The organism is Streptomyces venezuelae, from assembly GCF_008642275.1.
Lineage (GTDB): Bacteria > Actinomycetota > Actinomycetes > Streptomycetales > Streptomycetaceae > Streptomyces > Streptomyces venezuelae_E.
Genome location: NZ_CP029189.1, coordinates 2,787,316 through 2,811,585 on the forward strand (window position 1 = coordinate 2,787,316; position 24,270 = coordinate 2,811,585).

Annotated in this window: 29 protein-coding genes, 1 tRNA gene and 1 riboswitch; of the genes, 11 read left to right on the forward strand and 19 right to left on the reverse strand. The window is 70.3% G+C overall.

Going from position 1 to position 24,270, the window contains the following annotated elements:
- Positions 1-26: 26 nt before the first annotated feature.
- Complete coding sequence (locus DEJ51_RS11990; protein ID WP_150257590.1) at positions 27-218, reverse strand: hypothetical protein; 192 nt, start codon at positions 216-218, stop codon at positions 27-29.
- Positions 219-404: 186 nt separating this feature from the next.
- Between DEJ51_RS11990 and DEJ51_RS11995 the strand changes: the two genes are divergently transcribed.
- Positions 405-941 (forward strand): GNAT family N-acetyltransferase, encoded by a 537-nt coding sequence (locus DEJ51_RS11995; RefSeq protein ID WP_223835769.1) that lies wholly within the window; start codon positions 405-407, stop codon positions 939-941.
- 34 nt (positions 942-975) lie between these two features.
- Positions 976-1,998 carry a hypothetical protein gene (locus DEJ51_RS12000; protein WP_150257591.1) on the forward strand — a complete coding sequence of 341 codons (1,023 nt, stop codon included), beginning with the start codon at positions 976-978 and terminating at the stop codon, positions 1,996-1,998.
- On the opposite strand, the gene DEJ51_RS12005 is transcribed toward DEJ51_RS12000, so the two are convergent.
- The 5 genes from DEJ51_RS12005 to DEJ51_RS12025 form a co-directional block, all read right to left on the reverse strand.
- A complete protein-coding gene (locus tag DEJ51_RS12005) occupies positions 1,968-3,326 on the reverse strand; it encodes a DUF445 domain-containing protein (protein ID WP_150257592.1) in 1,359 nt (452 codons plus the stop codon). The two genes, DEJ51_RS12000 and DEJ51_RS12005, sit on opposite strands and share 31 nt — an antisense overlap.
- 674 nt (positions 3,327-4,000) lie before the next feature.
- Positions 4,001-4,681 carry a DUF1707 domain-containing protein gene (locus DEJ51_RS12010; RefSeq protein ID WP_150257593.1) on the reverse strand — a complete coding sequence of 227 codons (681 nt, stop codon included), beginning with the start codon at positions 4,679-4,681 and terminating at the stop codon, positions 4,001-4,003.
- 106 nt (positions 4,682-4,787) lie between these two features.
- Positions 4,788-5,756: an ATP-binding cassette domain-containing protein gene (locus tag DEJ51_RS12015; RefSeq protein ID WP_150257594.1), complete on the reverse strand. Its 969-nt coding sequence runs from the start codon at positions 5,754-5,756 to the stop codon at positions 4,788-4,790.
- Positions 5,757-5,760: 4 nt separating this feature from the next.
- Entirely contained in the window at positions 5,761-6,615 is an 855-nt protein-coding gene (locus tag DEJ51_RS12020; protein ID WP_223836165.1) for an ABC transporter permease, read from the reverse strand.
- Between the two features lie 49 nt (positions 6,616-6,664).
- Complete coding sequence (locus DEJ51_RS12025; protein ID WP_190620334.1) at positions 6,665-7,468, reverse strand: ABC transporter permease; 804 nt, start codon at positions 7,466-7,468, stop codon at positions 6,665-6,667.
- Positions 7,469-7,654: 186 nt separating this feature from the next.
- Here DEJ51_RS12025 and DEJ51_RS12030 point away from each other — a divergent pair, with 186 nt between their 5' ends.
- Complete coding sequence (locus tag DEJ51_RS12030; protein ID WP_150257596.1) at positions 7,655-10,030, forward strand: transglycosylase domain-containing protein; 2,376 nt, start codon at positions 7,655-7,657, stop codon at positions 10,028-10,030.
- 15 nt (positions 10,031-10,045) lie between these two features.
- On the opposite strand, the gene DEJ51_RS12035 is transcribed toward DEJ51_RS12030, so the two are convergent.
- From DEJ51_RS12035 to DEJ51_RS12045, 3 genes are all read right to left on the reverse strand, one after another.
- Complete coding sequence (locus tag DEJ51_RS12035; RefSeq protein ID WP_030158619.1) at positions 10,046-10,366, reverse strand: DMT family transporter; 321 nt, start codon at positions 10,364-10,366, stop codon at positions 10,046-10,048.
- A 31-nt stretch (positions 10,367-10,397) separates the two neighbouring features.
- A riboswitch (guanidine-III (ykkC-III) riboswitch) is annotated at positions 10,398-10,468 on the reverse strand.
- Positions 10,469-10,517: 49 nt separating this feature from the next.
- Positions 10,518-10,859 (reverse strand): GroES family chaperonin, encoded by a 342-nt coding sequence (locus DEJ51_RS12040; RefSeq protein ID WP_150257597.1) that lies wholly within the window; start codon positions 10,857-10,859, stop codon positions 10,518-10,520.
- Positions 10,860-10,902: 43 nt separating this feature from the next.
- Entirely contained in the window at positions 10,903-11,223 is a 321-nt protein-coding gene (locus tag DEJ51_RS12045) for a DUF3618 domain-containing protein (RefSeq protein WP_190620902.1), read from the reverse strand.
- Positions 11,224-11,327: 104 nt separating this feature from the next.
- On the opposite strand from DEJ51_RS12045, the gene bcp reads away from it, so the two are divergent.
- The 4 genes from bcp (at position 11,328) to DEJ51_RS12065 (ending at position 13,201) form a co-directional block, all read left to right on the forward strand.
- Positions 11,328-11,795 carry a thioredoxin-dependent thiol peroxidase gene (gene bcp, locus DEJ51_RS12050; RefSeq protein ID WP_150257599.1) on the forward strand — a complete coding sequence of 156 codons (468 nt, stop codon included), beginning with the start codon at positions 11,328-11,330 and terminating at the stop codon, positions 11,793-11,795.
- A gap of 134 nt (positions 11,796-11,929) precedes the next feature.
- Positions 11,930-12,577 (forward strand): HNH endonuclease signature motif containing protein, encoded by a 648-nt coding sequence (locus DEJ51_RS12055; protein ID WP_150257600.1) that lies wholly within the window; start codon positions 11,930-11,932, stop codon positions 12,575-12,577.
- A 353-nt stretch (positions 12,578-12,930) separates the two neighbouring features.
- The gene (locus DEJ51_RS35830; protein ID WP_411757303.1) at positions 12,931-13,065 is read left to right on the forward strand and encodes an HNH endonuclease; all 135 of its coding nucleotides are present in this window, start codon (positions 12,931-12,933) and stop codon (positions 13,063-13,065) included.
- 49 nt (positions 13,066-13,114) lie between these two features.
- Positions 13,115-13,201, forward strand: a tRNA-Leu gene (locus DEJ51_RS12065).
- 53 nt (positions 13,202-13,254) lie between these two features.
- Here the strand turns inward: DEJ51_RS12065 and rdgB are convergent.
- The 4 genes from rdgB to DEJ51_RS12085 all read right to left on the reverse strand — a co-directional run bounded on the left by rdgB (position 13,255) and on the right by DEJ51_RS12085 (position 15,571).
- The gene (rdgB, locus tag DEJ51_RS12070; RefSeq protein WP_150257602.1) at positions 13,255-13,869 is read right to left on the reverse strand and encodes an RdgB/HAM1 family non-canonical purine NTP pyrophosphatase; all 615 of its coding nucleotides are present in this window, start codon (positions 13,867-13,869) and stop codon (positions 13,255-13,257) included.
- Positions 13,870-13,894: 25 nt separating this feature from the next.
- Complete coding sequence (locus DEJ51_RS12075) at positions 13,895-14,275, reverse strand: hypothetical protein (protein WP_150257603.1); 381 nt, start codon at positions 14,273-14,275, stop codon at positions 13,895-13,897.
- Between the two features lie 134 nt (positions 14,276-14,409).
- Positions 14,410-15,135 (reverse strand): ribonuclease PH, encoded by a 726-nt coding sequence (rph, locus tag DEJ51_RS12080; protein WP_150257604.1) that lies wholly within the window; start codon positions 15,133-15,135, stop codon positions 14,410-14,412.
- Positions 15,136-15,247: 112 nt separating this feature from the next.
- Positions 15,248-15,571, reverse strand: coding sequence for a PTS glucose/sucrose transporter subunit IIB (locus tag DEJ51_RS12085; protein WP_263411704.1), 324 nt, complete (start codon positions 15,569-15,571; stop codon positions 15,248-15,250).
- 138 nt (positions 15,572-15,709) lie between these two features.
- Between DEJ51_RS12085 and DEJ51_RS12090 the strand changes: the two genes are divergently transcribed.
- Together DEJ51_RS12090 and DEJ51_RS12095 are read left to right on the forward strand one after the other, a co-directional pair.
- Positions 15,710-17,011 carry a PTS transporter subunit EIIC gene (locus tag DEJ51_RS12090; RefSeq protein WP_150257605.1) on the forward strand — a complete coding sequence of 434 codons (1,302 nt, stop codon included), beginning with the start codon at positions 15,710-15,712 and terminating at the stop codon, positions 17,009-17,011.
- Between the two features lie 310 nt (positions 17,012-17,321).
- A complete protein-coding gene (locus DEJ51_RS12095; protein WP_190620904.1) occupies positions 17,322-18,548 on the forward strand; it encodes a PTS transporter subunit EIIC in 1,227 nt (408 codons plus the stop codon).
- A gap of 77 nt (positions 18,549-18,625) precedes the next feature.
- Here the strand turns inward: DEJ51_RS12095 and DEJ51_RS12100 are convergent, their stop codons facing one another.
- Entirely contained in the window at positions 18,626-19,378 is a 753-nt protein-coding gene (locus DEJ51_RS12100) for an MBL fold metallo-hydrolase (protein ID WP_150257607.1), read from the reverse strand.
- A gap of 195 nt (positions 19,379-19,573) precedes the next feature.
- Here DEJ51_RS12100 and DEJ51_RS12105 point away from each other — a divergent pair, with 195 nt between their 5' ends.
- Positions 19,574-19,993 (forward strand): hypothetical protein, encoded by a 420-nt coding sequence (locus DEJ51_RS12105; protein ID WP_150257608.1) that lies wholly within the window; start codon positions 19,574-19,576, stop codon positions 19,991-19,993.
- Positions 19,990-20,352 (forward strand): DUF488 domain-containing protein, encoded by a 363-nt coding sequence (locus DEJ51_RS12110; protein WP_223835770.1) that lies wholly within the window; start codon positions 19,990-19,992, stop codon positions 20,350-20,352. Before DEJ51_RS12105 ends, DEJ51_RS12110 begins: the two co-directional genes overlap by 4 nt.
- A 171-nt stretch (positions 20,353-20,523) precedes the next feature.
- Here DEJ51_RS12110 and DEJ51_RS12115 read toward each other — a convergent pair whose 3' ends face one another.
- From DEJ51_RS12115 to DEJ51_RS12130, 5 genes are all read right to left on the reverse strand, one after another.
- Positions 20,524-21,474 (reverse strand): PLP-dependent cysteine synthase family protein, encoded by a 951-nt coding sequence (locus tag DEJ51_RS12115; protein ID WP_150257609.1) that lies wholly within the window; start codon positions 21,472-21,474, stop codon positions 20,524-20,526.
- Entirely contained in the window at positions 21,474-21,752 is a 279-nt protein-coding gene (locus DEJ51_RS12120; protein WP_109782449.1) for a MoaD/ThiS family protein, read from the reverse strand. Before DEJ51_RS12120 ends, DEJ51_RS12115 begins: the two co-directional genes overlap by 1 nt.
- 88 nt (positions 21,753-21,840) lie before the next feature.
- On the reverse strand, positions 21,841-21,948 hold the full coding sequence (locus DEJ51_RS35730; RefSeq protein ID WP_314252769.1) for a putative leader peptide: 108 nt from the start codon (positions 21,946-21,948) through the stop codon (positions 21,841-21,843).
- 77 nt (positions 21,949-22,025) lie between these two features.
- Entirely contained in the window at positions 22,026-22,448 is a 423-nt protein-coding gene (locus DEJ51_RS12125; RefSeq protein WP_150257610.1) for a Mov34/MPN/PAD-1 family protein, read from the reverse strand.
- 158 nt (positions 22,449-22,606) lie between these two features.
- A complete protein-coding gene (locus DEJ51_RS12130) occupies positions 22,607-24,046 on the reverse strand; it encodes an amino acid permease (RefSeq protein WP_150257611.1) in 1,440 nt (479 codons plus the stop codon).
- Between the last annotated feature and the right edge of the window lie 224 nt (positions 24,047-24,270).

Consider the following 24,270-nt stretch of genomic DNA (forward strand, 5'->3'; position numbering starts at 1 on the left):
AGCCGTTCGAACGTCTCCGGACGAGGCTAACGCGCCCGCCGCGTGAAGCGGCGCGCGGTCGTCACCCCCAGGACCACCACGGCTCCGCCGAGGACGCCGGGCGGGACGGTGTCCTGGACGGCGGGGGGCAGCACGGCGATGACGCCCAGGGTGATGAAGAAGGCCACCGCGCACGCGGCGAGGCCGAGCAGGGCCTTGCGCAGGAGAGAGCTGGACACACGGGTTCAACGCCGGCCCGGGGGGCGGCGATACGGGCGGGCCCGGTCACCGTACGGAAGTCGGATTTGTCGCACACCCTCCGGATCCGTGCATGCGGCCTCCGTGGAACCTCCCCGGCGTAGATTCACTCTCCTACACGGGCGATACGACCGAAGTCGCCCAAGCCGGCCCAAGGAGCTGCAAACGTGATCTGTTATGGACCGGCCGTGCTGGACCTGTCGGACGAACTGGCCGACGCCTACGGCGAGGTGTTCTCCGCGCCGCCGTGGAACGAGGACGAAGAAACCATTCGCCAGTTCGCCGTCCGGCTCCAGACCGACAGCCGCCGCCCCGGTTTCCGTACCGCCTTCGTGCAGTCCCCCGCCGGCATCGACGGCTTCGCCACCGCCTGGATCACCCCCAAGGCCTTCCCCCGCGACCGTGCCTACGAACAGGTCACCGCACAGCTCGGCCGCCAGCGCGTACGGGAACTCCTCATCGGCGCCCTGGAGATCGACGAGCTCGCCGTACGCCCGCACGCGCGCGGCAACGGCACCGGCCGCGCCCTGCTCGCCGAGATCACCGCCGACGCCCCCGACGACCGCGCCTGGCTGCTGACCGCCCGCGTGGCCACCGACACCGTCGCCACCTACCGGCGCCTCGGCTGGCACGAGGTCACCCCGCTGCCCGGCACGCAGAACGGCGTCGTCGTCTTCCTCGCCCCGAACCACCCCTCGGTCTGAGCATCGCCCGCACCCCACCGGGCATACCCCGGGCATGATCACCCGTATCGCGCACCGCCAGCAGAACATGGCCACCTTCCACCAGCTCAGGCAGGCCGGAATCCCCGCCGCCACCATCAGCGGCCGCAGCCGCCACGGAGGACCCTGGCAGCGGCTCCTGCCCCGCGTGTACCTCCTGCAGACCGGCCCGCCGGACATCAGGCAGCAGGCACTGTCCGCCGTCCTGTACGCCGCCCACCCCGGGGCCGATCCGCTCGCCGGGACCACCGCCGCGCTCACCGGCGGCGCCGCGCTCGCCCTCCTGGGCATCCGCGACGCCCCGCCCGAACCGCTGGACATCCTCGTCCGCAGCCCCCGCTCGCCGGCCGCCACCGGCAGGGTCCGACCCTGCCCGACCTCGCGCTGGCCCGCCACCATCCACATCTCCGGCATCCCCAGCGCCCGCCCGGTACGGGCCGCCGCCGACTTCGCGGCCCGTACCGACCAGGCCGACCTGGTCCGCTCCGTACTCGCCAACGTCGTCCAGGGCGGCTGGTGCCACCCGCACGACCTGCACGCCGAACTACGCGCCGGCCGCGTCCGCAACCGCCCCGCCGTACGGGCCGCGGCCGCCGAACTGCTCGCCGGCGTCCGCTCGATCGCCGAAGGCCGCGCACGCGACACCCTGGCGGCGACCGACCTCCCGGCCCCGCTCTGGAACACCCGCCTCCACGGCCCGGACGGGACCTTCCTCGCCAGCCCGGACGCGTACTGGCCCGACGAGGGCGTGGCACTGGAGATCGACTCCGCGGAGTACCACTACACGCGCGACGCCTGGCAGGCCACCCTGCTCCGACGGCTGCGCCTGGAATCGCGGGGCGTCCTGGTGGCCAGCACCACCCCCGGGCTGCTGCGCGACAGCCCGGCGGAGGTGATCGCCGCCCTGCGCGCGCTCCTGGCACTGGGCGCCGCCCGCCCCGCGCCACCGGGGGTCACCGCCCGCGGCCACGCCCAGCTGGAGCTGCCGCTCCCGCTGCGGGAGCTGCCCTACGCCCCGAAGGCGCGGGACACCGTGTAGATCAGCAGGCCCGCCAGGGCGCCGACCACCGTGCCGTTGATACGGATGAACTGCAGGTCCCGGCCGATGTGGGCCTCGATCTTGCGGGAGGTGTGCTCGGCGTCCCAGCCCGCCACCGTGTCCGTGATCAGCGAGGTGATCTCGGCACGGTAGGTCGTGACGACATAGACGACCGCGCCCTCGATCCAGCCCTCCACCTTCGCCTGCAGTCGGCCGTCGGTGGCCAGGCGGGCGCCCAGGGAGATCAGCGAGGCACGGACCCGCAGGCGCAGCTCGCTCTGCTCGTCCTCCGCCGCCGAGATGATCATCGACCGGATCGCCGACCACGCGGAGGCGATGACGTCCTGGACCTCGTCGCGCGCCAGGATCTCGGACTTGAGCCGCTCCACCTTCGCGCGGGTCTCCGTGTCCGACTGGAGGTCGGCCGCGAAGTCCGTCAGAAAGCGGTCCACCGCCCCGCGCGCCGGATGCTCGGGCATGTCCCGCATCTCCGTGACGAACCGGAGCAGCTCCTTGTACACGCGCTCGCCCACCTTGCGGTCCACGAACCGCGGGGTCCAGCCCGGAGCACCGCCCTGAACGGCGTCCGTGATCGAGGCCCCGTGCGTGACGAGCCAGTCGTGGGCCTTGGCGCAGATGAGGTCGACGGCACGGCGGTGACCGCCGTCCTCGACGACCCGCTCCAGGGTCTTGCCGATGCCCGGCGCGATCTCGGCGGTCTCCGCGCGCCGGGTGATGGCCTCGCCGACGACGGCCTGCACGTCGGAGTCGCGCAGCACGGTGAGCGCGCCGCGCAGGGCGGCGGCCAGCTCGGCCGTGACCCGGTCGGCGTGCTCGGGCTCGGCCAGCCAGGAGCCGAGGCGGCCGCCGATGCCGAGGGCGTGGAGACGGGCCCGGACCACGTCGGCGGAGAGGAAGTTCTCCCCGACGAACTCGCCCAGGGAGACGCCGAGCTGGTCCTTCTTGGTCGGGATGATCGCCGTGTGCGGGATGGGCAGGCCGAGCGGGCGGCGGAACAGGGCCGTCACCGCGAACCAGTCCGCGAGCGCGCCGACCATGCCGGCCTCGGCCGCGGCGGCCACGTACGCGGCCCAGCCGCCCGCGCCCCACGCGTGCTGGGCGTACTTCGCGAGTACGTAGACCAGCGCGACCAGGATCAGCAGACCGGTCGCGGTGGCCTTCATCCGGCGGACCCCGCGGCGGCGCTCCTCGTCGGCGGCGTTGAACACGAACGCCCCCCGGGGTGGCGGTGCGGGTCTGCTACCTCCGGTGGTGATGCGGTTCTTCACGTGCTCCTGCCTTCCCCCGGGCGCCGGTTTTGTCTGCATAGCATCCGACTCCTGGGAGGCCGGAGGAGTTCCCGCCACGCCCGTCCGCTCCCGCGGCGGGTGGCAGTCCGGGTACACCCCGGGCCCGTCTACCCGCTCCCGCGGCCGTCACCCTGGCGGGGCGGGTCCGCCGTTCCCTGGCGGGGCGGGTCCGCCGTTCCCTGGCGGGCCGGGTCCGCCGTTCCCTGGCGGGCCGGGTCCGCCGTTCCCTGGCGGGCCGGGTCCGCCGTTCCCTGGCGGGGCGGTGGACAGCACCGTAACGGGCCGGGTCCGCGGAGCCGGGCAGGGATGTCTCCTCGGCTCGCGCGATGCGGGCACGTCTCGGCCGTACCCGGCGGTTGCGCGCTCGTCCTGCGGGGACACCCCTCCCCGTCCCCGCTCCCCCGCGCCGGGCGGACCCCCGAAGCCCTGCCGTGGGGCGGGGACACGGCGGAGTGTCCCCGCAGGACGAGCGCGCAACCCAGGCCGCGCAGCACACCACGGCCGCCTCGCGCGAGCCGAGGAGACACTCCGGCGGGGCACCGCCCCACACCACGCAGCCCCGCCGGCGATTGAGGCGCGGGGCCCGGGGCAGAGCCCCGCCACCACCGGCGGCAGCCACACCGCACAACTCCGCCACCACCGGCGGCAGCCACACCGCATCACCGGCGGAGCCCCCCGCGGGAGCCGAGGGGCTACAGCTCCTTGCGGAGCGACGGGCCCCCCAGGGGGCGTTTGCGCTGTTTGACCTTGATCTCCACGCCGCCCCAGAAGGCGAGCCCCGTCACGACCACCCGCGGCGCGCCCGGCTCGGCCGGGCCCGGGCTGTCGCGCTGGTCGAACGCGCCCATGAAGCCGATGCCGCGTACGTCGACGTCCACCCCCGGCGGCACCGTGATCTCGATGCCGCCCATGATCGCGATGCAGTTGATCACCACCTCGCGCTGCGCGAAGTCCGCCTCGCGCAGGTCCAGCTCCCCGCCGCCCCAGAACGCCACCGCGTCGAACCGCGCCGGCACCGTCCACCGCCCCTTGCGCTGGAACCCCGACATCACCGCGACGGCCGTCCCCGAGCCGCCCGAGCCACCCGCCCCGCCCGACCCGCCGATCCGGCCCGTCCAGGGCTCGGCGGCCGCCGCCGGCCGGCCCGCCACCACCGGCCCGCCCGACGGCGACGCCGCCGGCAGGTCCCGCGTCAGCGGTTCCAGTTCCGCGTACGTCCGCGACTTGTACGCCGCTTCGAGCCGCTCCTCGAACTCGTCCATGTCGAGCCGGCCCTCGGCGACGGCGTCCCTCAGACGCTCCACCACCCGGTCCCGGTCGGCGTCCGACGCCCTCAGCTCCGGCAACGGCTTCTCCGGCCGCTCGTCACTCATACGGACCAGACTATGCACGGATGCCGGGGAGTTGTACGGCCCGATCCCTGAGATCGTCCCCGGATCGTCCCCGGCTTTCCCCTGATGACGGCGAACCCGCGGAACCTCACCCGCGCCCCGCGTACATCCGCGCGATCACGTCCTCGATGTCCGGCTCCCGCACCGACAGGTCCACCAGCGGGTAGTCCGCCGCCACCGCCGCCACCAGCGGAGCCGCCGACGCCCCCGCCGGGAACGCCAGCCACTGCCGCGGCCCCTCCACCTTCACCACCCGCGCCCCCGCCACACTGATCGGCGCGAGCTCCCGCTCCAGGTCCACCACCAGCGTCCGCTCGCTCTCCCCCGCCGCCCCCGCCGCGTGCAGCCCGCCCAGCGGCCCGTCGTACATCAGCCGCCCGTGGTCGATCACCATCACCCGCTCGCACAGCTGCTCGATGTCCTGGAGGTCGTGCGTGGTGAGCAGCACGGTCGTACCGAGTTCCTCGTTCAGCTGCCGCAGGAAGCCCCGTACCTTCGCCTTGCTCACCACGTCGAGCCCGATCGTCGGCTCGTCCAGGTACAGCACCTCCGGATCGTGCAACAGCGCCGCCGCGATGTCCCCGCGCATCCGCTGCCCGAGCGACAGCTGCCGTACCGGTACGTCCAGCAGCTCGGCCAGGTCGAGCCGCTCCACGCAGCGCTCCAGGTTGTCCTCGAACCGCGCCCGCGGCACCCGGTACAGCCGCCGCATCAGCCCGTACGAGTCCTTCAGCGGCAGGTCCCACCACAGCGTCGTGCGCTGCCCGAACACCACCCCGATCCGGTGCGCGAGCCGCATCCGCTCCCGCGCCGGGTCGATGCCCGCGACCCGCAGCCGGCCGCCGCTCGGCGTCAGGATGCCGGTCAGCATCTTGATCGTGGTCGACTTCCCGGCGCCGTTGGGCCCGATGTAGCCGACCACCTCGCCCCGCGCGACCTCGAAGCTGATCCCGTCCACTGCCCTGACCTGGTGTTTCTCCCGGCGCATCAGGCTCACCCGGCGCCGTACGTCAAAGACCTTCTCGACCCCGTCCAACGAGATCAGCGCATCCGCCACAGCTCTAGCTCCCCGTGCTTCGGTACGAACGGACTCCCGCGCGCCACGCCAGCGACGCGGGCAGGAACACCACGAAGGCCACCAGCGGACTCAGGAACGCGACCCACCCGGGCAGTCCCAGCGGATCCGGCCGCCCCAACACGTACAGCGCCGGCAGCCAGTTGACGAAGGCCAGCGGCACGACGAAGGTCACCCCGCGCAGCAGGTCCTTCGCGAACACCGTCGGCGGGTACTGGAGCATCGTGCAGCCGCCGTACGTGAAGGAGTTCTGCACCTCGGCCGCGTCCCCGGCCACGAACTGGAACGCCGCCCCGGTCACCATCACGGCCGCGAAGAGGCCCGCCCCGGCGATCACCATCACGGGCACCAGCAGCACCTTGCCGGCCGTCCAGTCCACGTCCAGGCTCCAGACCGCCCAGACCATCACCCCGAGCCCCTGCCCGATCCGGCCGAGCCGGCGCAGCGCGAACCGGTCCGCCGCGACCTGCGCGAGCACCGGGACCGGCCGCACCAGCATCGTGTCGAGCGAGCCGTCGCGGATCCGGGCGCCCACCCGGTCGGTGTTCCCCAGCAGCAGGTCCGCCAGACCCAGCGAGGCCGAGCAGGAGCCGTACAGCAGCGCGATCTCGGGCAGTGTGAAGCCGCCCAGGGCGTCGATGTGGGAGAACATGAGGTAGATCGCGACGAAGTCGAGCAGGGTGATCGCCGCCTGCCCGACGGTCGTCAGGACGAAGGACGTCCGGTAGGTCATCGTGGACCGGATCCACATGGCCACGATCAGCCGGTAGCCGCGCAGCCCTTCCCGGACCGGGCCGCCGCGCCGGGACCCCTCCCCGGGCCCCTCCGGCGCCGCGTCCAGGGCGGGCTCCCGGGCGGGTGCCCGTACCGCCCCCGCCCCCACCTCGGCCTCAGCCACCCTGGACCACCACCTTCCGCGTCGCGGCCGACTGCAACAGCCGCCCCGTTCCCAGCAGTACGAGCACCCACCCGGCCTGGAAGCCCAGCGCCCCGGCAGCTCCCCCGGCCCCCGCGTGCTCGCCCAGCAGGACGTCCATCGGGACCTGCAGCATCGCCGCCCACGGCAGCACCCGGACGAACTCGCCGAAGCCGCCCGGGAAGACGGTCAGCGGCAGCAGCATCCCGGAGAAGAAGATCGAGGTGACGGTGGCCATGACGTTGATCCCCGACCCGTCCATCAGCCAGAAGGCCGCCAGCCCCACCATGTAGCGCAGCGCGAAGCTCACCACCAGCGCCAGCAGCACGGACACCAGGAACAGCAGCCAGCGCAGCGGATCGACCGGCAGCGCCAGCGGGAACGCCAGCGCCCCCGCCACCAGCGGCACCACCCCGCGTCCCAGCAACTGGAAGACCGCCCGGCCCAGATCGGCCGCGAGCCACCACATCTGGAGGTCCGCGGGCCGGTAGAGGTCGACCGCGATGTCACCCGTCCGGATCCGCTCCTGGAGCTCCTCCTGGAAACCGCCGCCGATCAGGGCGGCGGCGGCCAGCAGCGACTGGCTCATCCAGACGAAGGTCAGCGCCTGCGCCTGGTCGTAGCCACCGAGTCCGGGCCGCTCGTCCCACAGCGCGATGTACGTGTACGCGACGATGAACCCGAACACGGTGTTGGTGAACACCCCGGCCGCGGTCGCCGTCCCGTAGGTGGCGTAGCGCCTGAATCCGCCTGCCGTGACGGCCAGGTAGAGACGCACTCTCCGGCGCACCGTATCCCTCCGTTTCCCACGTCGTTCCTACGTCGGCCAAAGCGCGCGAGCTTAGTGCGGAGGGGCGAGCCACGCGACCGATTTATGCCCGTCCGGAGCGGAACAAGCGGCCATCGGGTAGACACCATGAGGTACAGAAGTGGATATTCTGAACGGCGTCGAGGAGTCCTGGAGATGAGCGACCAGTCACCACCCCCGGGCTGGACCCCTCGCGACCCCGACACCCCTCCCGGCGTACCGCCGACCCGGCACGGGAGAACCGGCCGGCGCCGCTTCCTGCCCACCTGGCGGATGGTCCTGGGCGCCGTCCTGCTCGTCGCCCTGCTGATCGGCGGCGCCCTCGTCGCCGGATACCTGCTGGTCGACATCCCGCCGGCCAACGCCGCCGCCACCGCGCAGTCCAACGTCTACCTCTACTCCGACGGCTCCCAGATCGCCCGCGACGGCGAGGTCAACCGCGTCAACGTGCCGCTGTCGCAGGTCCCCCGGACCGTGCAGGAGGCCGTACTGGCCGCCGAGGACCGGGACTTCTACTCCGAACGGGCGGTCGACCCCAAGGCGATGCTCCGCGCGGCCTGGAACACCGCGACCGGAAAGGGCACCCAGTCCGGTTCCACCATCACCCAGCAGTACGTCAAGAACTACTACTTGGGCCAGGAACAGACGATCAAAAGAAAGGCGAAGGAGTTCTTCATCGCGATCAAACTCGGTCGAGAGAAATCGAAGAACTACATCCTTGAGGGCTACCTCAACACCAGCTACTTCGGCCGCAACGCCTACGGCATCCAGGCCGCCGCCCAGGCCTACTACGGCAAGGACGTAGGCAAACTCACCACCGCAGAGGGCGCCTACCTGGCCACCCTCCTCAACTCCCCCAGCGCCTTCGACGTCGTCGCCCACCCCCAGAGCCGCCCCCGCGCCCTCGCCCGCTGGAACTACGTCCTCGACGGCATGGTCAAGAAGCAATGGCTGCCCGCCGCCGAACGCGCCACCACCCGGTTCCCCGAACCCGGCAAGGTACGCGCCGCCGCCGGCCTGTCCGGCCAGCGCGGCTACCTCGTGGAAGCGATCAAGGACTACATCGTCGACAACAAGATCCTCGACGACAAGACCCTCGCCGAAGGCGGCTACCGCATCACCACCACCATCGACAAACGCCGCCAGAACGCCCTCGTCGACGCCGTCGACGAGCAGATGGTCGACAAGCTCCGACCCGACACGCGCAAGGCCGACCGGCTGGTCCGGGCCGGCGGAGTCTCCATCGACCCGGCCACCGGCAAGGTCCTCGCCATGTACGGCGGCATCGACTACACCAAGCAGTACGTCAACAACGCCACCCGCCACGACTACCAGGTCGCCTCCACCTTCAAGCCCTTCGTCTTCGCCGCCGCCGTCGAGAACGACTCCCGCACCCAGGACGGCCGCCGGATCACCCCGAACACGATCTACAACGGCGACAACAAACGCCCGGTCACCGGCGGCCGCATCCGCTTCGCCCCCGAGAACGAGGGCCAGATCTCCTACGGCAACATCACCGTCAACACCGCCACCGACCTCTCCGTCAACGCCGTCTACGCACAGATGGCCGTCGACGTCGGCACCGGCAAGGTCAAGAAGACCGCCATCGACCTCGGCATCCCCGAGAACACCCCCAACTTCCTACCCGGCCCCGCCATGGCCCTCGGCACCCTCCAGGCCAGCGTCCTGGACATGACCCAGGCCTACGCCACCCTCGCCGACCACGGCCGCCGCACCCCCTACACCTTCCTGGAGAAGATCACCAAGGGTGGCGACACCATCGGCCTCCCCCAGCGCACCCCCACCCAGGCCATCACCCGCGAAGCCGCCGACACCACCACGTCCATGCTGGTCAGCGTCGTGGACAACGGCACCGGTACGGCAGCCCTCGCCGCCGGCCACCCCGCCGCGGGCAAGACCGGCACCGGCGAACTCGACCGCTCCGCCTGGTTCGCTGCCTACACCCCCGACCTCGTCACCGTGATCTCCATGATGGGCCAGGACCCGGACACCGGAACCCTCGAATCCCTCTACGGCGCCCTCGGCGAACCCCGCATCGGCGGCGGCGGCTACCCCGCCCGGATCTGGGCCGCCTACACCAAGGCCGCCCTGGAAGGCACCGACCCCGTCGACTTCGACCTGGAACTCCAGCCCGGCGCCGCACAGCCCCCACCACCCAGCCCGGACTCCGACCCACCACAGGAAACCCCCGGTGAACCCTCACCCAGCACCCCCGAACGCCCCACCCGGCCCTCACCCTCCAACACGACGGGCGGCCGCAACCAGGGCGGACAGAACAACGGCGGCCAGAACCAGGGCGGCCAGGACAACGGCGGCCCCGCCAACGGAGGCCAGGACAACGGAGGCCAGGACAACGGCGGAACCACCCAGGGCGGCGACCAGGGCGGAACCACCCAAGGCACCCAAGGCAGCACCCAGGGCGGAACCCGAGGCGACAGCCAAGGCAGCGCACAAGGCACCGACGCAGGCCCGGCCGAAGGCCTGCGACCACCGTCGGCGTTCCTGGAATGACCGGAGCGAACCCGATCAGTGACCGGAGGTCGCCTTCAGCCCCACCACGGCCACCAGCAACAGACAGATGAAGAAGATCCGGGCGGCGGTGACGGGCTCACCCAGCACCGCCATACCGAGCACGGCCGCACCCGCGGCACCGATACCCACCCACACCCCGTACGCCGTACCGATCGGCAGGGTCTTCGCGGCATAGGACAGCAACACCATGCTCGCGACGATCCCGGCACCCGTGAACACACTCGGCCACAGCCGGGTGAACCCTTCGGTGAACTTCATACCGATCGACCAGCCGACCTCAAGCAGACCGGCGACGAGAAGAAGAACCCAGGCCATGACGGCACCTCCGAGACGACGAGCGATACGGGGTGCGTCGTCTTGTCCTACCCGGTACGGCGCGTCTCGTCGGGGTTCTCCCCCACCGTAGCAAAAGACGGCAAAAAGGGCCGGTGACCTCGGCCACCAGCCCTTGCCGTCCCGCGTCGGATCAGAGGTACAGACCCGTGGAGTCCTCCGACCCCTCCAGCCGCTCCGCGGCCACCGCGTGCAGATCCCGCTCACGCATCAGCACGTACGTAGCACCCCGCACCTCGACCTCCGCACGGTCCTCGGGGTCGTACAGCACCCGGTCACCGGGCTCGACCGTCCGCACGTTCTGCCCGACCGCGACCACCTCCGCCCAGGCCAGGCGCTTGCCCACCGCGGCCGTCGCCGGAATCAGGATGCCGCCGCCCGAGCGCCGCTCGCCCTCCGGCGAATCGGACTTCACGAGCACGCGGTCATGCAGCATGCGAATGGGCAGCTTGTCGTGGGTGGTGTTCTCGCTCACGCCCCGAACCTACCTGTCCGCGTCCGTCCCGTACCGCTCAGGGTCATCCGCGCTTGCGGCGCGCCGACACCACGAGCAGCCCGACCAGGCCCACCGCGACCAGCGCGACGGGCACGATCCGGTCCACCCGCGGCGCCCCGTCGTCGTGACGCAGGCCGTCCTTCAGGTCCGTCACGAGCCGGTTCACCGAGGCGAAGGCCCGCCCGGCGGTCTGGTCGACGGTCGAGGCGACCCGTGCCTTCGCGTCCCCGATGATCGTCTTCGGGTGCATCCGCACGCCGATCTCGTCGAGCGTCTCGGCGAGCTGCTCACGGCGGCGGACGATGTCCGCCTCGATCTGTGCGGGGGTCCTGGCTTCCGGCACCGCGCTGCCTCCGTCGTCGTGGTCCTGTGGGGCGTAGTCCGCCATGAACAGTCTGTCAGCTTAGTCTCATGGCATACCGATCCCCTCCCGAGGAGAGTGTCACGATGAGCGAGCGACTCCAGCCGGGCGACGCCGCCCCCGCCTTCACCCTGCCCGATGCGGACGGCAACGAGGTCTCGCTCGCCGACCACAAGGGCCGCAAGGTAATCGTCTACTTCTACCCGTCCGCGCTGACCCCGGGCTGCACGAAGCAGGCCTGCGACTTCACGGACAACCTGTCCTTCCTGACGGGACACGGCTACGACGTCATCGGCGTGTCCCCGGACAAGCCGGAGAAGCTGGCGAAGTTCCGCGAGAAGGAGGACCTGAAGGTCACCCTGGTCAGCGACCCGGAGAAGGAGACGCTGACGGCGTACGGCGCGTACGGCGAGAAGAAGCTGTACGGCAAGACGGTCACCGGGGTCATCCGCTCCACGGTGGTCGTCGACGAGGAGGGCAAGGTCGAGCACGCCTTCTACAACGTCAAGGCCACGGGCCACGTAGCCAAGATCATCAAAGACCTGGGCCTCTGACTCCCGCCCCACCCCACGCAGCGGCCCGCCCCATCCGGTGCGGGCCGCTCCGCTTATCGGACGTAACTACCCGCATATCGGTTCGTTAGCCCGTACGAGACCACGAACGCGTGGCCGGAACGGAGGGGGCCGGGGTGCCGATCAGCCCGTACACGAAGGAACGCCTCGCGGAGGCGGCGCGCACGTCGCGCACGTTGTCCGAGGCACTGGAGAAGCTGGGGGTCGATCCGAAGAGCGGCTCGCGCGAGTACTTACGCAGGCGCATGAACCAGCTCGGGGTGGACGTCTCGCACTTCGAGCGAGACGGGAACCGATGGACCCGCACGGTCCTAGAGGAGGCCGTCAGCACCTCCAGCAACATGTACGCGGTTCTGCGATACCTGGGACTCGATGCAGTGGGCGGACATCACACGCACATCAGCCGCCGTGTCCGCTCACTGGGCATCGACACCTCACACTTCACCGGCCCCTCCCGAACGGAGCGGATGAGGGTCAACCATCGGAAGCGAACTGCGGACGAGATCCTTCGCGAGGATCACTCACCTCACCCCACACGCACCCCTGGCAAGGCTCTCCGACGCGCCCTGCTCGACCTCGGCGTCGAGGAGCGCTGCGCCGATTGCGGTATCGAGGCCGTCTGGATGGGAGAACCCCTCCTCCTGGAGGTCGACCACATCAACGGCGATTGGCGTGACAACCGCGCGGAAAACCTACGGCTCATGTGCCCCAACTGCCACTCCACTACGGACTCGTACCGAGGCCGGGGCAAGAGGCGTCGATGAACAGCTGGCGCCACGACCGCCCGTCGCGAGAAGAGCTGGCGCAGGCGATCGCAAACTCAACCAGCATCGCTGGAACACTTCGACTCCTGGGGTTCCCTGATCACGGCGGGCAACGAGCCCACTTGCGTTCATGGATCGCCGAGGAAGCACACGACACCTCGCACTTCCTCGGGCAGGGGCACCAGCGCGGCAAGACTCGGCCCGCACCCCCCAAGGCCGCAGAGGAGATCCTCATCAAGCGGGCGGGAGGGGAACGGACGCGCACCCCGCTCCTGCGCCAGGCCCTTCGGGACATCGGAATCCCTGAACAATGCACCCGCTGCGGAAGCCCGTCGGAGTGGCACGGACGACCGATGACATTGGAGATCGACCACATCAACGGCGACAGGAGCGACGACCGCCGCGAGAACCTGCGACTGCTCTGCCCCAACTGCCATGCAACGACCAGCACCTGGTGTCGTGGAGGGCGCCGCATCCCCACAGGCTGATCTTGCTGGACTAGTCGCAACCGCCTGCCGCTATCATGGCAGGCGGCTAGCGGCGGTGGCGCAACGGCGACGCAGCAGACTTAGGATCTGTGGCCCGTGAAACGGCTTGAGGGTTCGAATCCCTTCCGCCGCACCAAGACGGCTTGCGAATCGAAGGTTCGATTCGCAAGCCGTTCGTATGCCCGGCGCTCAGCCCAGGAGGGCCCGGACGAACGGGACCAGGGCGCGGAAGGCCTGGCCGCGGTGGGAGATGGCGTTCTTCTCCGCCGGCGTCAGTTCCGCGCACGTGCGGGTGTCGCCCAGCGGCTGGAGGATCGGGTCGTAGCCGAAGCCGCCGGTGCCGGACGGGGTGTGGCGGAGGGTGCCGAGGAGGCGGCCCTCGACGACGCGTTCGGTGCCGTCCGGGAGGGCCAGGGCCGCCGCGCACGCGAAGTGGGCCGCGCGGTTCTCGTCGGCGATGTCGCCGAGCTGGGCCAGGAGCAGGTCCAGGTTGGCCTTGTCGTCGCCGTGGGTGCCGGCCCAGCGGGCCGAGAAGATGCCGGGGGCGCCGTGCAGGACGTCCACGCAGAGGCCGGAGTCGTCGGCGACCGCCGGGAGGCCGGTGGCGCGGGCCAGGGCGTGGGCCTTGAGGAGGGCGTTCTCGGCGAAGGTGACGCCGGTTTCCTTGACGTCCGGGATCTCGGGGTAGGCGTCCGCGCCGACCAGCTCGTGCGGCAGGCCGGCGTCGGACAGGATCGCGCGGAGTTCGGAGACTTTGCCCGCGTTGCGGGTGGCCAGGATGAGGCGGCTGGGCGTCGGGGTCATGCGCCCATTATCCCGGCCGTTCCGGTCAGCCCGGGGTGCAGACCTTGGAGATCTCGCTGGCCGCGTCCGCCACGGGCTGGATGTCCGGGACGCTGTTGCCGCTCTCGATCGAGGTGCGGACGTTCTTGACGGCGGAGTTCATCGAGTCGATGGCCTTGCCCAGGTCGGCGTTGTCCGTCTGGTCGCCGATCTTCTTCAGGTTCGACTCGATCTGGTTGAGCGCGTTCTGGGCGTCCTGGGGGCTGTTGCCCGCCTGGGAGACGGCCTGCTGGAGGTCGTTGGCGCCGTCCGTGATGGCCACGGCCGTGTTCGCGCAGTCCATGGCCGTGGAGATCGCGTCGCAGGACGTCAGGGCCGGGACGGTCAGTACGGCTGCCACGGCCACGGCCGCTATGCGGAGCTTCATGCGCTTCTCCCCCAGTGGGACTTCGGTTCGCCGACAGGTGCTGGACGGTACTGGACCGTACTGGACGGGCGCACGGGGGTGACCCCGTGCGCCCGTACCGGGAAGGACGCGGAACCGCGCGCCGCGGTTGCCGTCTACAGTTCGAGCGCGTTCCGCTGGATGGCTTCGAGGTCCGCGCAGCCGCCGGCGGCGAGGTCGAGGAGGGCGTTGAGTTCCTTGCGGTCGAAGGGCTCGCCCTCGGCGGTGCCCTGGACCTCGACGAAGCGGCCGTCGCCGGTGCAGACCACGTTCATGTCGGTCTCGGCGCGCACGTCCTCCTCGTAGCAGAGGTCGAGGAGCGGGACGCCGTCGACGATGCCGACGCTGACGGCGGCGACGGTGCCGGTGAGCGGCTTGCGGCCGGCCTTGACGAACTTCTTCTTCTGGCCCCAGGCGACGGCGTCGGCGAGGGCGACGTAGGCGCCGGTGATGGCGGCGGTGCGGGTGCCGCCGTCGGCCTGGAGGACGTCGCAGTCCAGGACGATGGTGTTCTCGCCGAGGGCCTTGTAGTCGATGACGGCGCGCAGGGAGCGGCCGATCAGGCGGGAGATCTCGTGGGTGCGGCCGCCGATCTTGCCGCGGACGGATTCGCGGTCGCCGCGGGTGTTGGTGGAGCGGGGCAGCATGGAGTACTCGGAGGTGACCCATCCTTCGCCGCTGCCCTTGCGCCAGCGCGGGACGCCTTCGGTGAAGGAGGCGGTGCAGAAGACCTTGGTGTCTCCGAAGGAGACGAGGACGGAGCCCTCGGCGTGCTTGCTCCATCCGCGTTCGATGGTGACCGGGCGGAGCTGTTCGGGCGTGCGGCCGTCGATGCGAGACATGGCTCCGAGCCTAGTCGCTGCCCGGGCGGGCCGGTGCAGGTGTGCGAAGACCCCGTCCGGGGCTTGCGGGACGGGGTCTTGCGGGACTTGGCCGGGGCCTAGCGGGTCCGGGTCACATCATGTCTTCGATGTCGGCGGCGATCGGGTCGGCGTCGGTGCCGATGACGACCTGGATCGCGGTGCCCATCTTGACGACGCCGTGGGCGCCGGCGGCCTTGAGGGCGGCTTCGTCGACGAGGTCCGGGTTGATGACCTCGGTGCGCAGGCGGGTGATGCAGCCCTCGACCTCTTCGATGTTCTCGATGCCGCCGAGCCCGGCGACGATCTTCTCAGCCTTGGTGGCCATGTGTTTCTCCCTGAGTGTTTCGAAGAACGAGTCTCGGCGGCCGGTACGTGGCGTCCCACCTGCACGGTCCGCTTTGTCACGGTAACGCACGGTTGGCCCATCTACGCGAGCGCATGACCGGCCCCTGCCGAATGATGACGATCAGCAGCAACCTACCCACAACTGGTCTACACCAGTGTGCCGTACGGCTTGCGGCAGCCAAAAACGGGCCGGTCAGGGAGGACGCCGATGAGCGCGAGCAGCGCCACCGCAGTGCCGCAGCCGAATTGGCGGAACACGGCGTTCCAGGGACTGCAGAAGATGGGGCGGAGCCTGCAGCTCCCGATCGCCGTGCTGCCCGCGGCGGGCATCCTGCTGCGGCTCGGGCAGCCGGACGTCTTCGGCGCGGACGGCCTGCAGTGGACGGACGTCGCCAAGGTGATGGCGGGCGCGGGCGGGGCGCTGCTCGATCCCGATCTGGGCCTTCCCCTCCTCTTCTGCATCGGTGTCGCCATCGGGATGGCGAAGAAGGCGGACGGTTCGACGGCGCTGGCGGCCACGGCGGGCTTCCTGGTCTACCGGGGGGTGCTGCACGCGTTCCAGAAGGCGTGCCCTGCGGGGACCAAGGACATCGGGGGTGGCTGCCTGGGGCCGAACGACACGTTCGTGGCGTACACGTACCAGAATCCGGGGGTCTTCGGCGGCATCATCATGGGGCTGCTGGCGGCCTATTTCTGGCAGCGGTACCACCGGGTGAAGCTGGTGGACTGGCTCGGTTTCTTCAACGGCCGGCGGCTGGTCCCGATCGTCATGTCGTTCGTCGCGATCGTCTTCGCGGCGATCTGTCTGTGGGTCTGGCCGCCGGTGGGCGATGCGCTGGAGAGCTTCTCCGACTGGTTGCGGGGGCTGGGTGCGTGGGGTGCGGGCATTTTCGGTGTGGCGAACCGGGCGCTGCTGGTGATCGGTCTGCACCAGTTCCTGAACGTGCCGATCTGGTTCCAGTTCGGGTCGTTCACGGCGCCGGACGGGAAGACGTATCACGGCGACATCAACATGTTCCTGCACGGTGACCCGACCGCGGGTCTGTTCCTGACCGGCTTCTTCCCGATCATGATGTTCGCGTTGCCGGCGGCGGCGCTGGCGATCACGCACTGTGCGAAGCCGCAGCGGCGCAAGGAGGTCGGCGGTCTGATGCTGTCGGTGGCCCTGACCTCGTTCGTCACGGGGATCACGGAGCCGCTGGAGTACTCGTTCCTCTTCGTCGCGCCGGCGCTGTACGCGGTGCACGCGGTGCTGACGGGTGTGTCGATGGCGGTGTCGTGGGGGCTGGGCGTCAAGGACGGGTTCAGTTTTTCCGCGGGCCTGATCGACTACGTCATCAACTGGAACCTGGCGACGAAGCCGTGGCTGATCATTCCGATCGGTCTGGGCTTCGCGCTCGTCTACTACGTGGTGTTCCGGTTCGCGATCACGAGGTTCGACCTGAGGACGCCGGGCAGGGAGTCGGACGAGGAGATCGCGGCGATGCAGTCGGAGACGACCAAGGCCTGACGGGTCCCCGGCAGGGTTACCGAATGGTCCGTCAAGGGCCTCCGGATCACGATCCGGAGGCCCTTCGGCATAGCTCCGGGCATGTGATCCAGGCCACAGGAAATCGAAGGTTCCTTATCTAACCCTCACCGTGTTACAACTGGTCTACACCACGATTGGTGTAGACCACGAGGGCCTGTCTGAGCCCGCGTACCCCCGTATCTGAGACGTCGCCGTCCCCCGTTTCCCTCTGGCGTCGCCTTGCCCACTGGAGGAAGTTGTGTCCACGGCTACCGCCCCCGCGGCGGAAAAGAAGAAGGGCGCTGGCGTGATGGCCGTCATGCAGCGCATCGGCCGGAGCCTCATGCTCCCCGTTGCCGTGCTGCCTGCCGGCGCGCTCCTGCTCCGCCTGGGCGCGGGTGACATGCTCGGCGACGCCGACGTCTTCCCGACGTTCGTCACCAAGATCGCCGGCTACATGGCCGCGGGTGGTGGCGCCATCCTCGAGAACATGGCGCTGCTGTTCGCCGTGGGCATCGCCATCGGCTTCGCCAAGAAGGCGGACGGCTCCACCGCGCTCGCCGCCGTGACCGGGTACCTGGTCTTCAAGAAGGTCCTCGCCACCTTCACCGACAGCAACCTGCCCCAGGTCGAGAAGGTCATCGACCACAAGGTCGCCCTGGTGGACGCCACGGTCGACGCGGGCGTCCTCGGCGGTGTCGTGATGGGCATCATCACGGCCCTGCTCTACCAGAAGTTCTACCGGACCAAGCTGCCGGACTGGGCGGGCTTCTTCGGCGGCCGCCGCCTCGTCCCGATCCTCTCCGCCCTCGCCGGTCTGCTCGCCGGTATCGTCTTCGGTCTCATCTGGCCGGTCCTCGGTACGGGTCTGCACAACTTCGGTGAGTGGCTCGTCGGTTCCGGTTCTGTCGGCGCGGGCATCTTCGGTGTCGCCAACCGTGCGCTCATCCCGATCGGCATGCACCACCTGCTGAACTCCTTCCCGTGGTTCCAGGCCGGCTCCTTCGACACCCCGACCGGTGCCGTCCACGGTGACATCGGCCGCTTCCTCGCCGGTGACCCGACCGCCGGACAGTTCATGACCGGCTTCTTCCCGATCATGATGTTCGCCCTCCCGGCGGCCTGCCTCGCGATCGTCCACTGCGCCCGCCCCGAGCGCCGCAAGGTCGTCGGCGGCATGATGCTCTCCCTCGCGCTCACCTCCTTCGTCACCGGTGTGACCGAGCCGATCGAGTTCACCTTCATGTTCATCGCCCCGGTCCTGTACGCGATCCACGCGGTGCTGACCGGCATCTCCATGGCCCTGACCTGGGCGCTCGGCATGCGCGACGGCTTCGGCTTCTCGGCCGGCCTCGTCGACTTCCTGCTGAACCTGGGCATCGCGGAGAAGCCCTGGATGCTGGCGGGCGTCGGTCTCTGCTTCGCGGCGGTCTACTACGTCGTCTTCCGCTTCGCGATCGTCAAGTTCAACCTGCCCACCCCCGGCCGCGAGTCCGACGAGGAGCTCGCCGAGCTGCTCAAGGCCGAGGCCAAGTAACCAGCCTCGTACGACCGAAGGAGCCCCCGCTCTCCCGGAAGGGAGGGCGGGGGCTCCTCGCACGTCGTGACCGGGGGTCAGACCTCGTAGACCGCGCCCGAGTACGCCAGGTCGACCCGGCCGTCGTAGACCGCGCGGGCGTCGGCGAGGTTCTGCTCGGGGTCGGTCCACGGCGGGATGTGGGTGAGGACCAGCCGCCCCACGCCGCCACCGCGCGCGTACTCGCCCGCCTCCCGGCCGTTCAGGTGGAGGCCCGGGATGTCCTCCTTGCCGTGCGTGAAGGAGGACTCGCACAGGAAGAGGTCGGTGCCGTCGGCGAGCAGGCCCAGCTCGGGGCAGGTGCCGGTGTCCCCGGAGTACGTGAGCGAGCGGCCGCCGTGCTCGACGCGGATGCCGTACGCCTCGACCGGGTGGGAGACCCGCTCGGTGCGGACCTGGAACGGGCCGATCTCGAAGGTCCCCGACTTCAGCGTGCGGAAGTCGAAGACCTCGCTCATCGAACGCTCGTCGGGCACGTCGTCGTAGGCGGTGGTCAGGCGGCGCTCGGTGCCCTCGGGACCGTAGACGGGGATGGTGCCGCAGCGGCCGCCCTCGTGCCGGTAGTAGCGGGCGACGAAGTACGCGCACATGTCGATGCAGTGGTCGGCGTGCAGGTGGCTCAGGAAGATCGCGTCGAGGTCGTAGAGGCCGATGTGGCGCTGGAGCTCGCCGAGGGCGCCGTTGCCCATGTCGAGGAGCAGGCGGAAGCCGTCGGCCTCGACGAGGTAGCTCGAACAGGCCGATTCCGCGGAGGGGAACGACCCCGAACAGCCGACGACGGTGAGCTTCATGGAGCGTGAACCTCCGAGGACGGTCCGTGGACGGAATGCGGGCCGTGCGTGCGTCGAGCGTAAGGCGCGAAACGTCCGGTCGCTCCTCCGCGGCAGGCCGTTGTGGGGGGAATCACCTGTGCTGTCACCCGGGGGAGCGACGGTGGGCACGGGCGTTGCCATGCCGGGGCCTGCCCGCGCGGCTACGGTCGAAGCATGGACACGTCCTGGTGGCCCGCGGTGGCCGCGGTGGTGGCCGTGGCGCTGCTGGTGCTGGTCGCCGGGGGCCGCTTCGGGCCGCCCCGGCGCATGCCGCCGGCGCACGGGGCCGGTCCGCCGCCGCAGCCGCGGGTGGGTGAGCTGTGGTCCCTGGCCGACGGCCGGACGTGCCTGGTCCTCGCGGTGGGTTCGGTACGGGGCCACCGGGCGCGGGTCGCGTGGATCACCGGGAAGTACGACGACCGGCGGGCCGGGGTGATCCCGCTGCCCCCGGGGACGGTCGGGGCGCAGGGCCGGGCGGGCTTCCTGGAGGCGGACCGGCCGGCGGAGGTGTCGTTGTGGGAGTTCCGGACCCGGTTGGGGATGCTGGACCCCACGGTGTGGGACGAGGTCAAGGGACTGGGAGGCGCGCGGTGACGCGGGAGCCTGTGATCCGCCTGCGGCGGGTGTACGACCCGCCGGAGCCGGCGGCGGACGGGGTACGGGTCCTCGTGGACCGGCTCTGGCCGCGGGGCCTGGCGAAGGCCGCGGCCGGGGTGGACGAGTGGCCGAAGGCGGTGACGCCGTCGACGGAGCTGCGGAAGTGGTTCCACGACGGGGGGTCGGCGCAGGAGTTCCGGCAGCGGTACGAGGCGGAGCTGGCGGAGCCGGGGGCGGTGGCGGAGCTGGCGCGGCTCCGTTCGCTGGCCGAGGCGGGCCCGCTCACCCTGCTGACCGCGGTCAAGGACCCGGGCTCCAGCCACGCGGCGATCCTGGCGGAGCGGCTCGCCGACTAGCGGTGCGGTGTGGTGCCGCTGCGCGGAGCCTCTCCCCGCCCCGCCCTTTCGCCGTTTCCCGGGCTCTGCCCGGACCCGCGCCTCAATCGCCGGCGAGGCTGGAAGATCAGCCCCGCCGGCGATTGAGGCGCGGGGGTTCGGGGGCGGCGCCCCCGCAGCGGCGCCGCAGGGCTACGCCCAGAGCTGGCCCTGGAGGACCTCGATGGCTTCCTCGGTGGTCGCGGCCGTGTAGACGCCCGTCGACAGGTACTTCCAGCCGCCGTCGGCGACGACGAAGACGATGTCCGCCTGCTCGCCCGCGGCCACCGCCTTGCGGCCGACGCCGATCGCCGCGTGCAGGGCGGCTCCCGTGGAGACGCCCGCGAAGATCCCCTCCTCCCGCAGCAGCTCCCGCGTCCGCGTCACGGCGTCCGCCGAGCCCACCGAGAAGCGGGTGGTGAGCACGGAGGCGTCGTAGAGCTCCGGGACGAAGCCCTCATCGAGGTTGCGCAGCCCGTAGACCAGGTCGTCGTAGCGCGGCTCGGCGGCGACGATCTTGATGCCGGGGACGTTCTCGCGCAGGTAGCGGCCGACGCCCATGAGGGTGCCGGTGGTGCCCAGGCCCGCCACGAAGTGGGTGATGGACGGGAGGTCCGCGAGGATCTCCGGGCCGGTGGTGGCGTAGTGCGCGCCCGCGTTGTCCGGGTTGCCGTACTGGTAGAGCATCACCCAGTCGGGGTGCTCGGCGGCCAGTTCCTTGGCCACCCGGACCGCAGTGTTCGAGCCGCCGGCGGCCGGCGACGGGATGATCTCGGCTCCCCACATGGCCAGCAGGTCGCGCCGCTCCTGGCTGGTGTTCTCCGGCATCACGCACACGATGCGGTAGCCCTTGAGCTTGGCCGCCATCGCCAGCGAGATGCCGGTGTTGCCCGAGGTGGGCTCCAGGATGGTGCAGCCGGGGTAGAGCCGGCCGTCCTTCTCGGCCTGCTCGACCATGTGGAGCGCGGGGCGGTCCTTGATCGAGCCGGTCGGGTTGCGGTCCTCCAGCTTCGCCCAGATGCGGACGTCGTCCGAGGGCGACAGCCGGGGCAGCCGGACCAGCGGTGTGTTGCCGACCGCGGCCAGCGGGGAGTCGTAGCGCATTACTTCGATCCGCCGGCCACGGCCGGGAGGATGGTGACGCTGTCGCCGTCCTTGAGGGCGGTGGAGATGCCTTCGAGGAAGCGGACGTCCTCGTCGTTGAGGTAGACGTTGACGAAGCGGCGCAGCTGGCCGCCGTCGACGATGCGCTCCTGGATGCCCTTGTGACGCGTCTCCAGGTCGGCGAAGAGGTCGGCGAGGGTCGCGCCCTCACCGGAGACGGCCTTCTCGCCTTCGGTGTAGGTGCGGAGGATGGTGGGGATGCGGACCTCGATGGCCATGGCTGTCTCCAGTCGTCTGGGAGTGCGTGAGAAGCGTGGGGAAGTGCGGCGCGCGGTTTCGGCCCTCCGCGCGGAAGGGCTCTGGTGCTCAGAGCGCAGGACAGATGGCGCTGGCGAGGCGGCACAGGTCGACGTGCAGCCGCGCCACGAGCAGCAGCCTGCCGGGCGTCTCGATGCTCACGTCGTGGGAAACCATGCGGTCATGTTAACGATTCCCGGTCCCCGGTTAGGAGTGTGATCCCGCATCATGGACGCCCGTCGCTCACATACTGGTCAGTAGGCGTCGACGACCTGCACTTCTTCCTCGGTGATCACTCCGTCGACGATCCGGTAGGAGCGGAACTGGAACTCCCCGAGGCCGTCCTTGTCCGCCGTCGAGACGAGCACGTAGTGCGCCCCGGGCTCGTTGGCGTACGTGACGTCGGTGCGCGAGGGGTAGGCCTCGGTCGCCGTGTGCGAGTGGTAGACGATCACCGGCTCCTCGTCGCGGTCGTCCAGATCGCGGTAGAGCTTCAGCAGGTCCTTCGAGTCGAACTCGTAGAACGTGGGCGAACGGGCCGCGTTGAGCATGGGGACGAACCGCTCGGGGCGGTCGGTGCCCGCCGGGCCGGCCACGACACCGCACGCCTCGTCGGGGTGGTCCTGGCGGGCGTGCTCGACGATCTGGTCGTACAGGGCCTGGGTGAGGGTCAGCATGAGCGACAGGATAAGCAGACGGGCCCTTCCGTACCGAGGAGTGGTACGGAAGGGCCCGCATGGTGGACACGAGGTCCGTGGGAGCGCGGTTCCCGGCCGTGACAGGCGGCCGGGACCCGCGGTCTCCGGGTGCCGCGAGGCGGTGCTGCGAGCAGGTGCTACGAGGCCTTGGTGAAGGCCGCGCCGCGCGGGTCGCGGGACTTCATGACCAGGTAGGAGACGCCCAGGATCAGGCCCCACAGCGGGGCGCAGTACAGCGAGACGCGGGAGTCCTTGTCGGCGCCCATCATCACGATGACCATGCCGATGAAGAGCAGCGCGAACCAGCTGGTGTACGGGGCGCCGGGGGCGCGGAACGCGGACTGCGGCAGCTCGCCGCGGTCGGCCTTGGCGCGGTAGCGGATCTGGCAGACCAGGATCATGATCCAGGCCCACATGCCGGAGATGGTGGCGAAGGAGACGACGTAGTCGAAGGCCTTGCCCGGGGCGACGTAGTTGATCCAGACGCCCACCAGCATCAGCGCGGCGGAGAAGGTGGTGCCGATGAGCGGGGTGCCGCTCTTGGTGAGCTTGGTGAAGACCTTCGGGCCCTGGCCGTTGAGCGCGAGGTCGCGCAGCATGCGGCCGGTGGAGTACATGCCCGAGTTGCAGGAGGACAGTGCGGCGGTCAGCACGACGAAGTTGACGATCGCGGCGCCGATGCCGAGGCCCATGCGCTCGAAGGCGGCGACGAAGGGCGAGACGCCCGGCTGGAAGTGCGTCCACGGGACGACCGACAGGATCATGATGAGCGCGCCGACGTAGAAGACGGCGATGCGCCACGGCACGGTGTTGATGGCCTTGGGCAGGGTCTTCTCAGGGTCCTTGGACTCGCCGGCGGTGACGCCGACCAGCTCGACCGCGAGGAAGGCGAACATCACGATCTGCAGGGTCATCAGCGTGCCGCCGATGCCCTTGGGGAAGAAGCCGCCGTCGTTCCACAGGTTGGAGACGGTGGCGGTGTCGGCGGCGTCGGAGAAGCCGATGGTGAGGATGCCGGCGCAGATCAGGATCATGCCGACGATGGCGGTGACCTTGACCATGGAGAACCAGAACTCCAGCTCACCGAAGAGCTTCACGGAGATCAGGTTGGCGGCGTAGAGGATGACCGTGAAGATCAGCGCGTAGGCCCACTGCGGGAAGCTGTCGTGGGTCCAGTACGACATGTACTGCGCGGCGGCGGTGACCTCGGTGATGCCGGTGACCACCCAGAACAGCCAGTACGTCCAGCCGGTGACGTATCCCCAGAACGGGCCCAGGAACTCGCGGGCGTAGTCCGAGAAGGAGCCGGAGACGGGGCGGTACATGAGCAGCTCGCCCAGGGCCCGCATGATGAAGAAGATGACCAGGCCCGCGATCGCGTAGGCCAGGATCAGGCTGGGGCCCGCCTTGGAGATCGCCTTGCCGGCGCCCAGGAAGAGGCCGGTGCCGATGGCTCCGCCGATCGCGATCATCTGGATCTGGCGGGCGCCGAGCGTGCGGTGGTAGCCCTCGCCGCCCTCGCCCTGTCCGCCCTCGCCGGGCGTGTTGCCGTGCTGCTCGACCTGCACTGAGGTCATGTCTGGTGCGCCTTTCTCCACTGCCGACCCGCGCCTTGACTGGCTGCGGATCGGGTCCTCGATCCCCCCGGATACGGATGGAGTTGCACCCGGCGGTCTGCCGGTTCAAGCGGGCCGGGAGACAGGGGTGGCGTCCCTTCGGCGATCGTGAAGATTTATCACGTGCTTACGGCTGCCCGAGGGGGAGGAATGTGGCGCAGGGCATCAAAAATTCACCCCAAAGG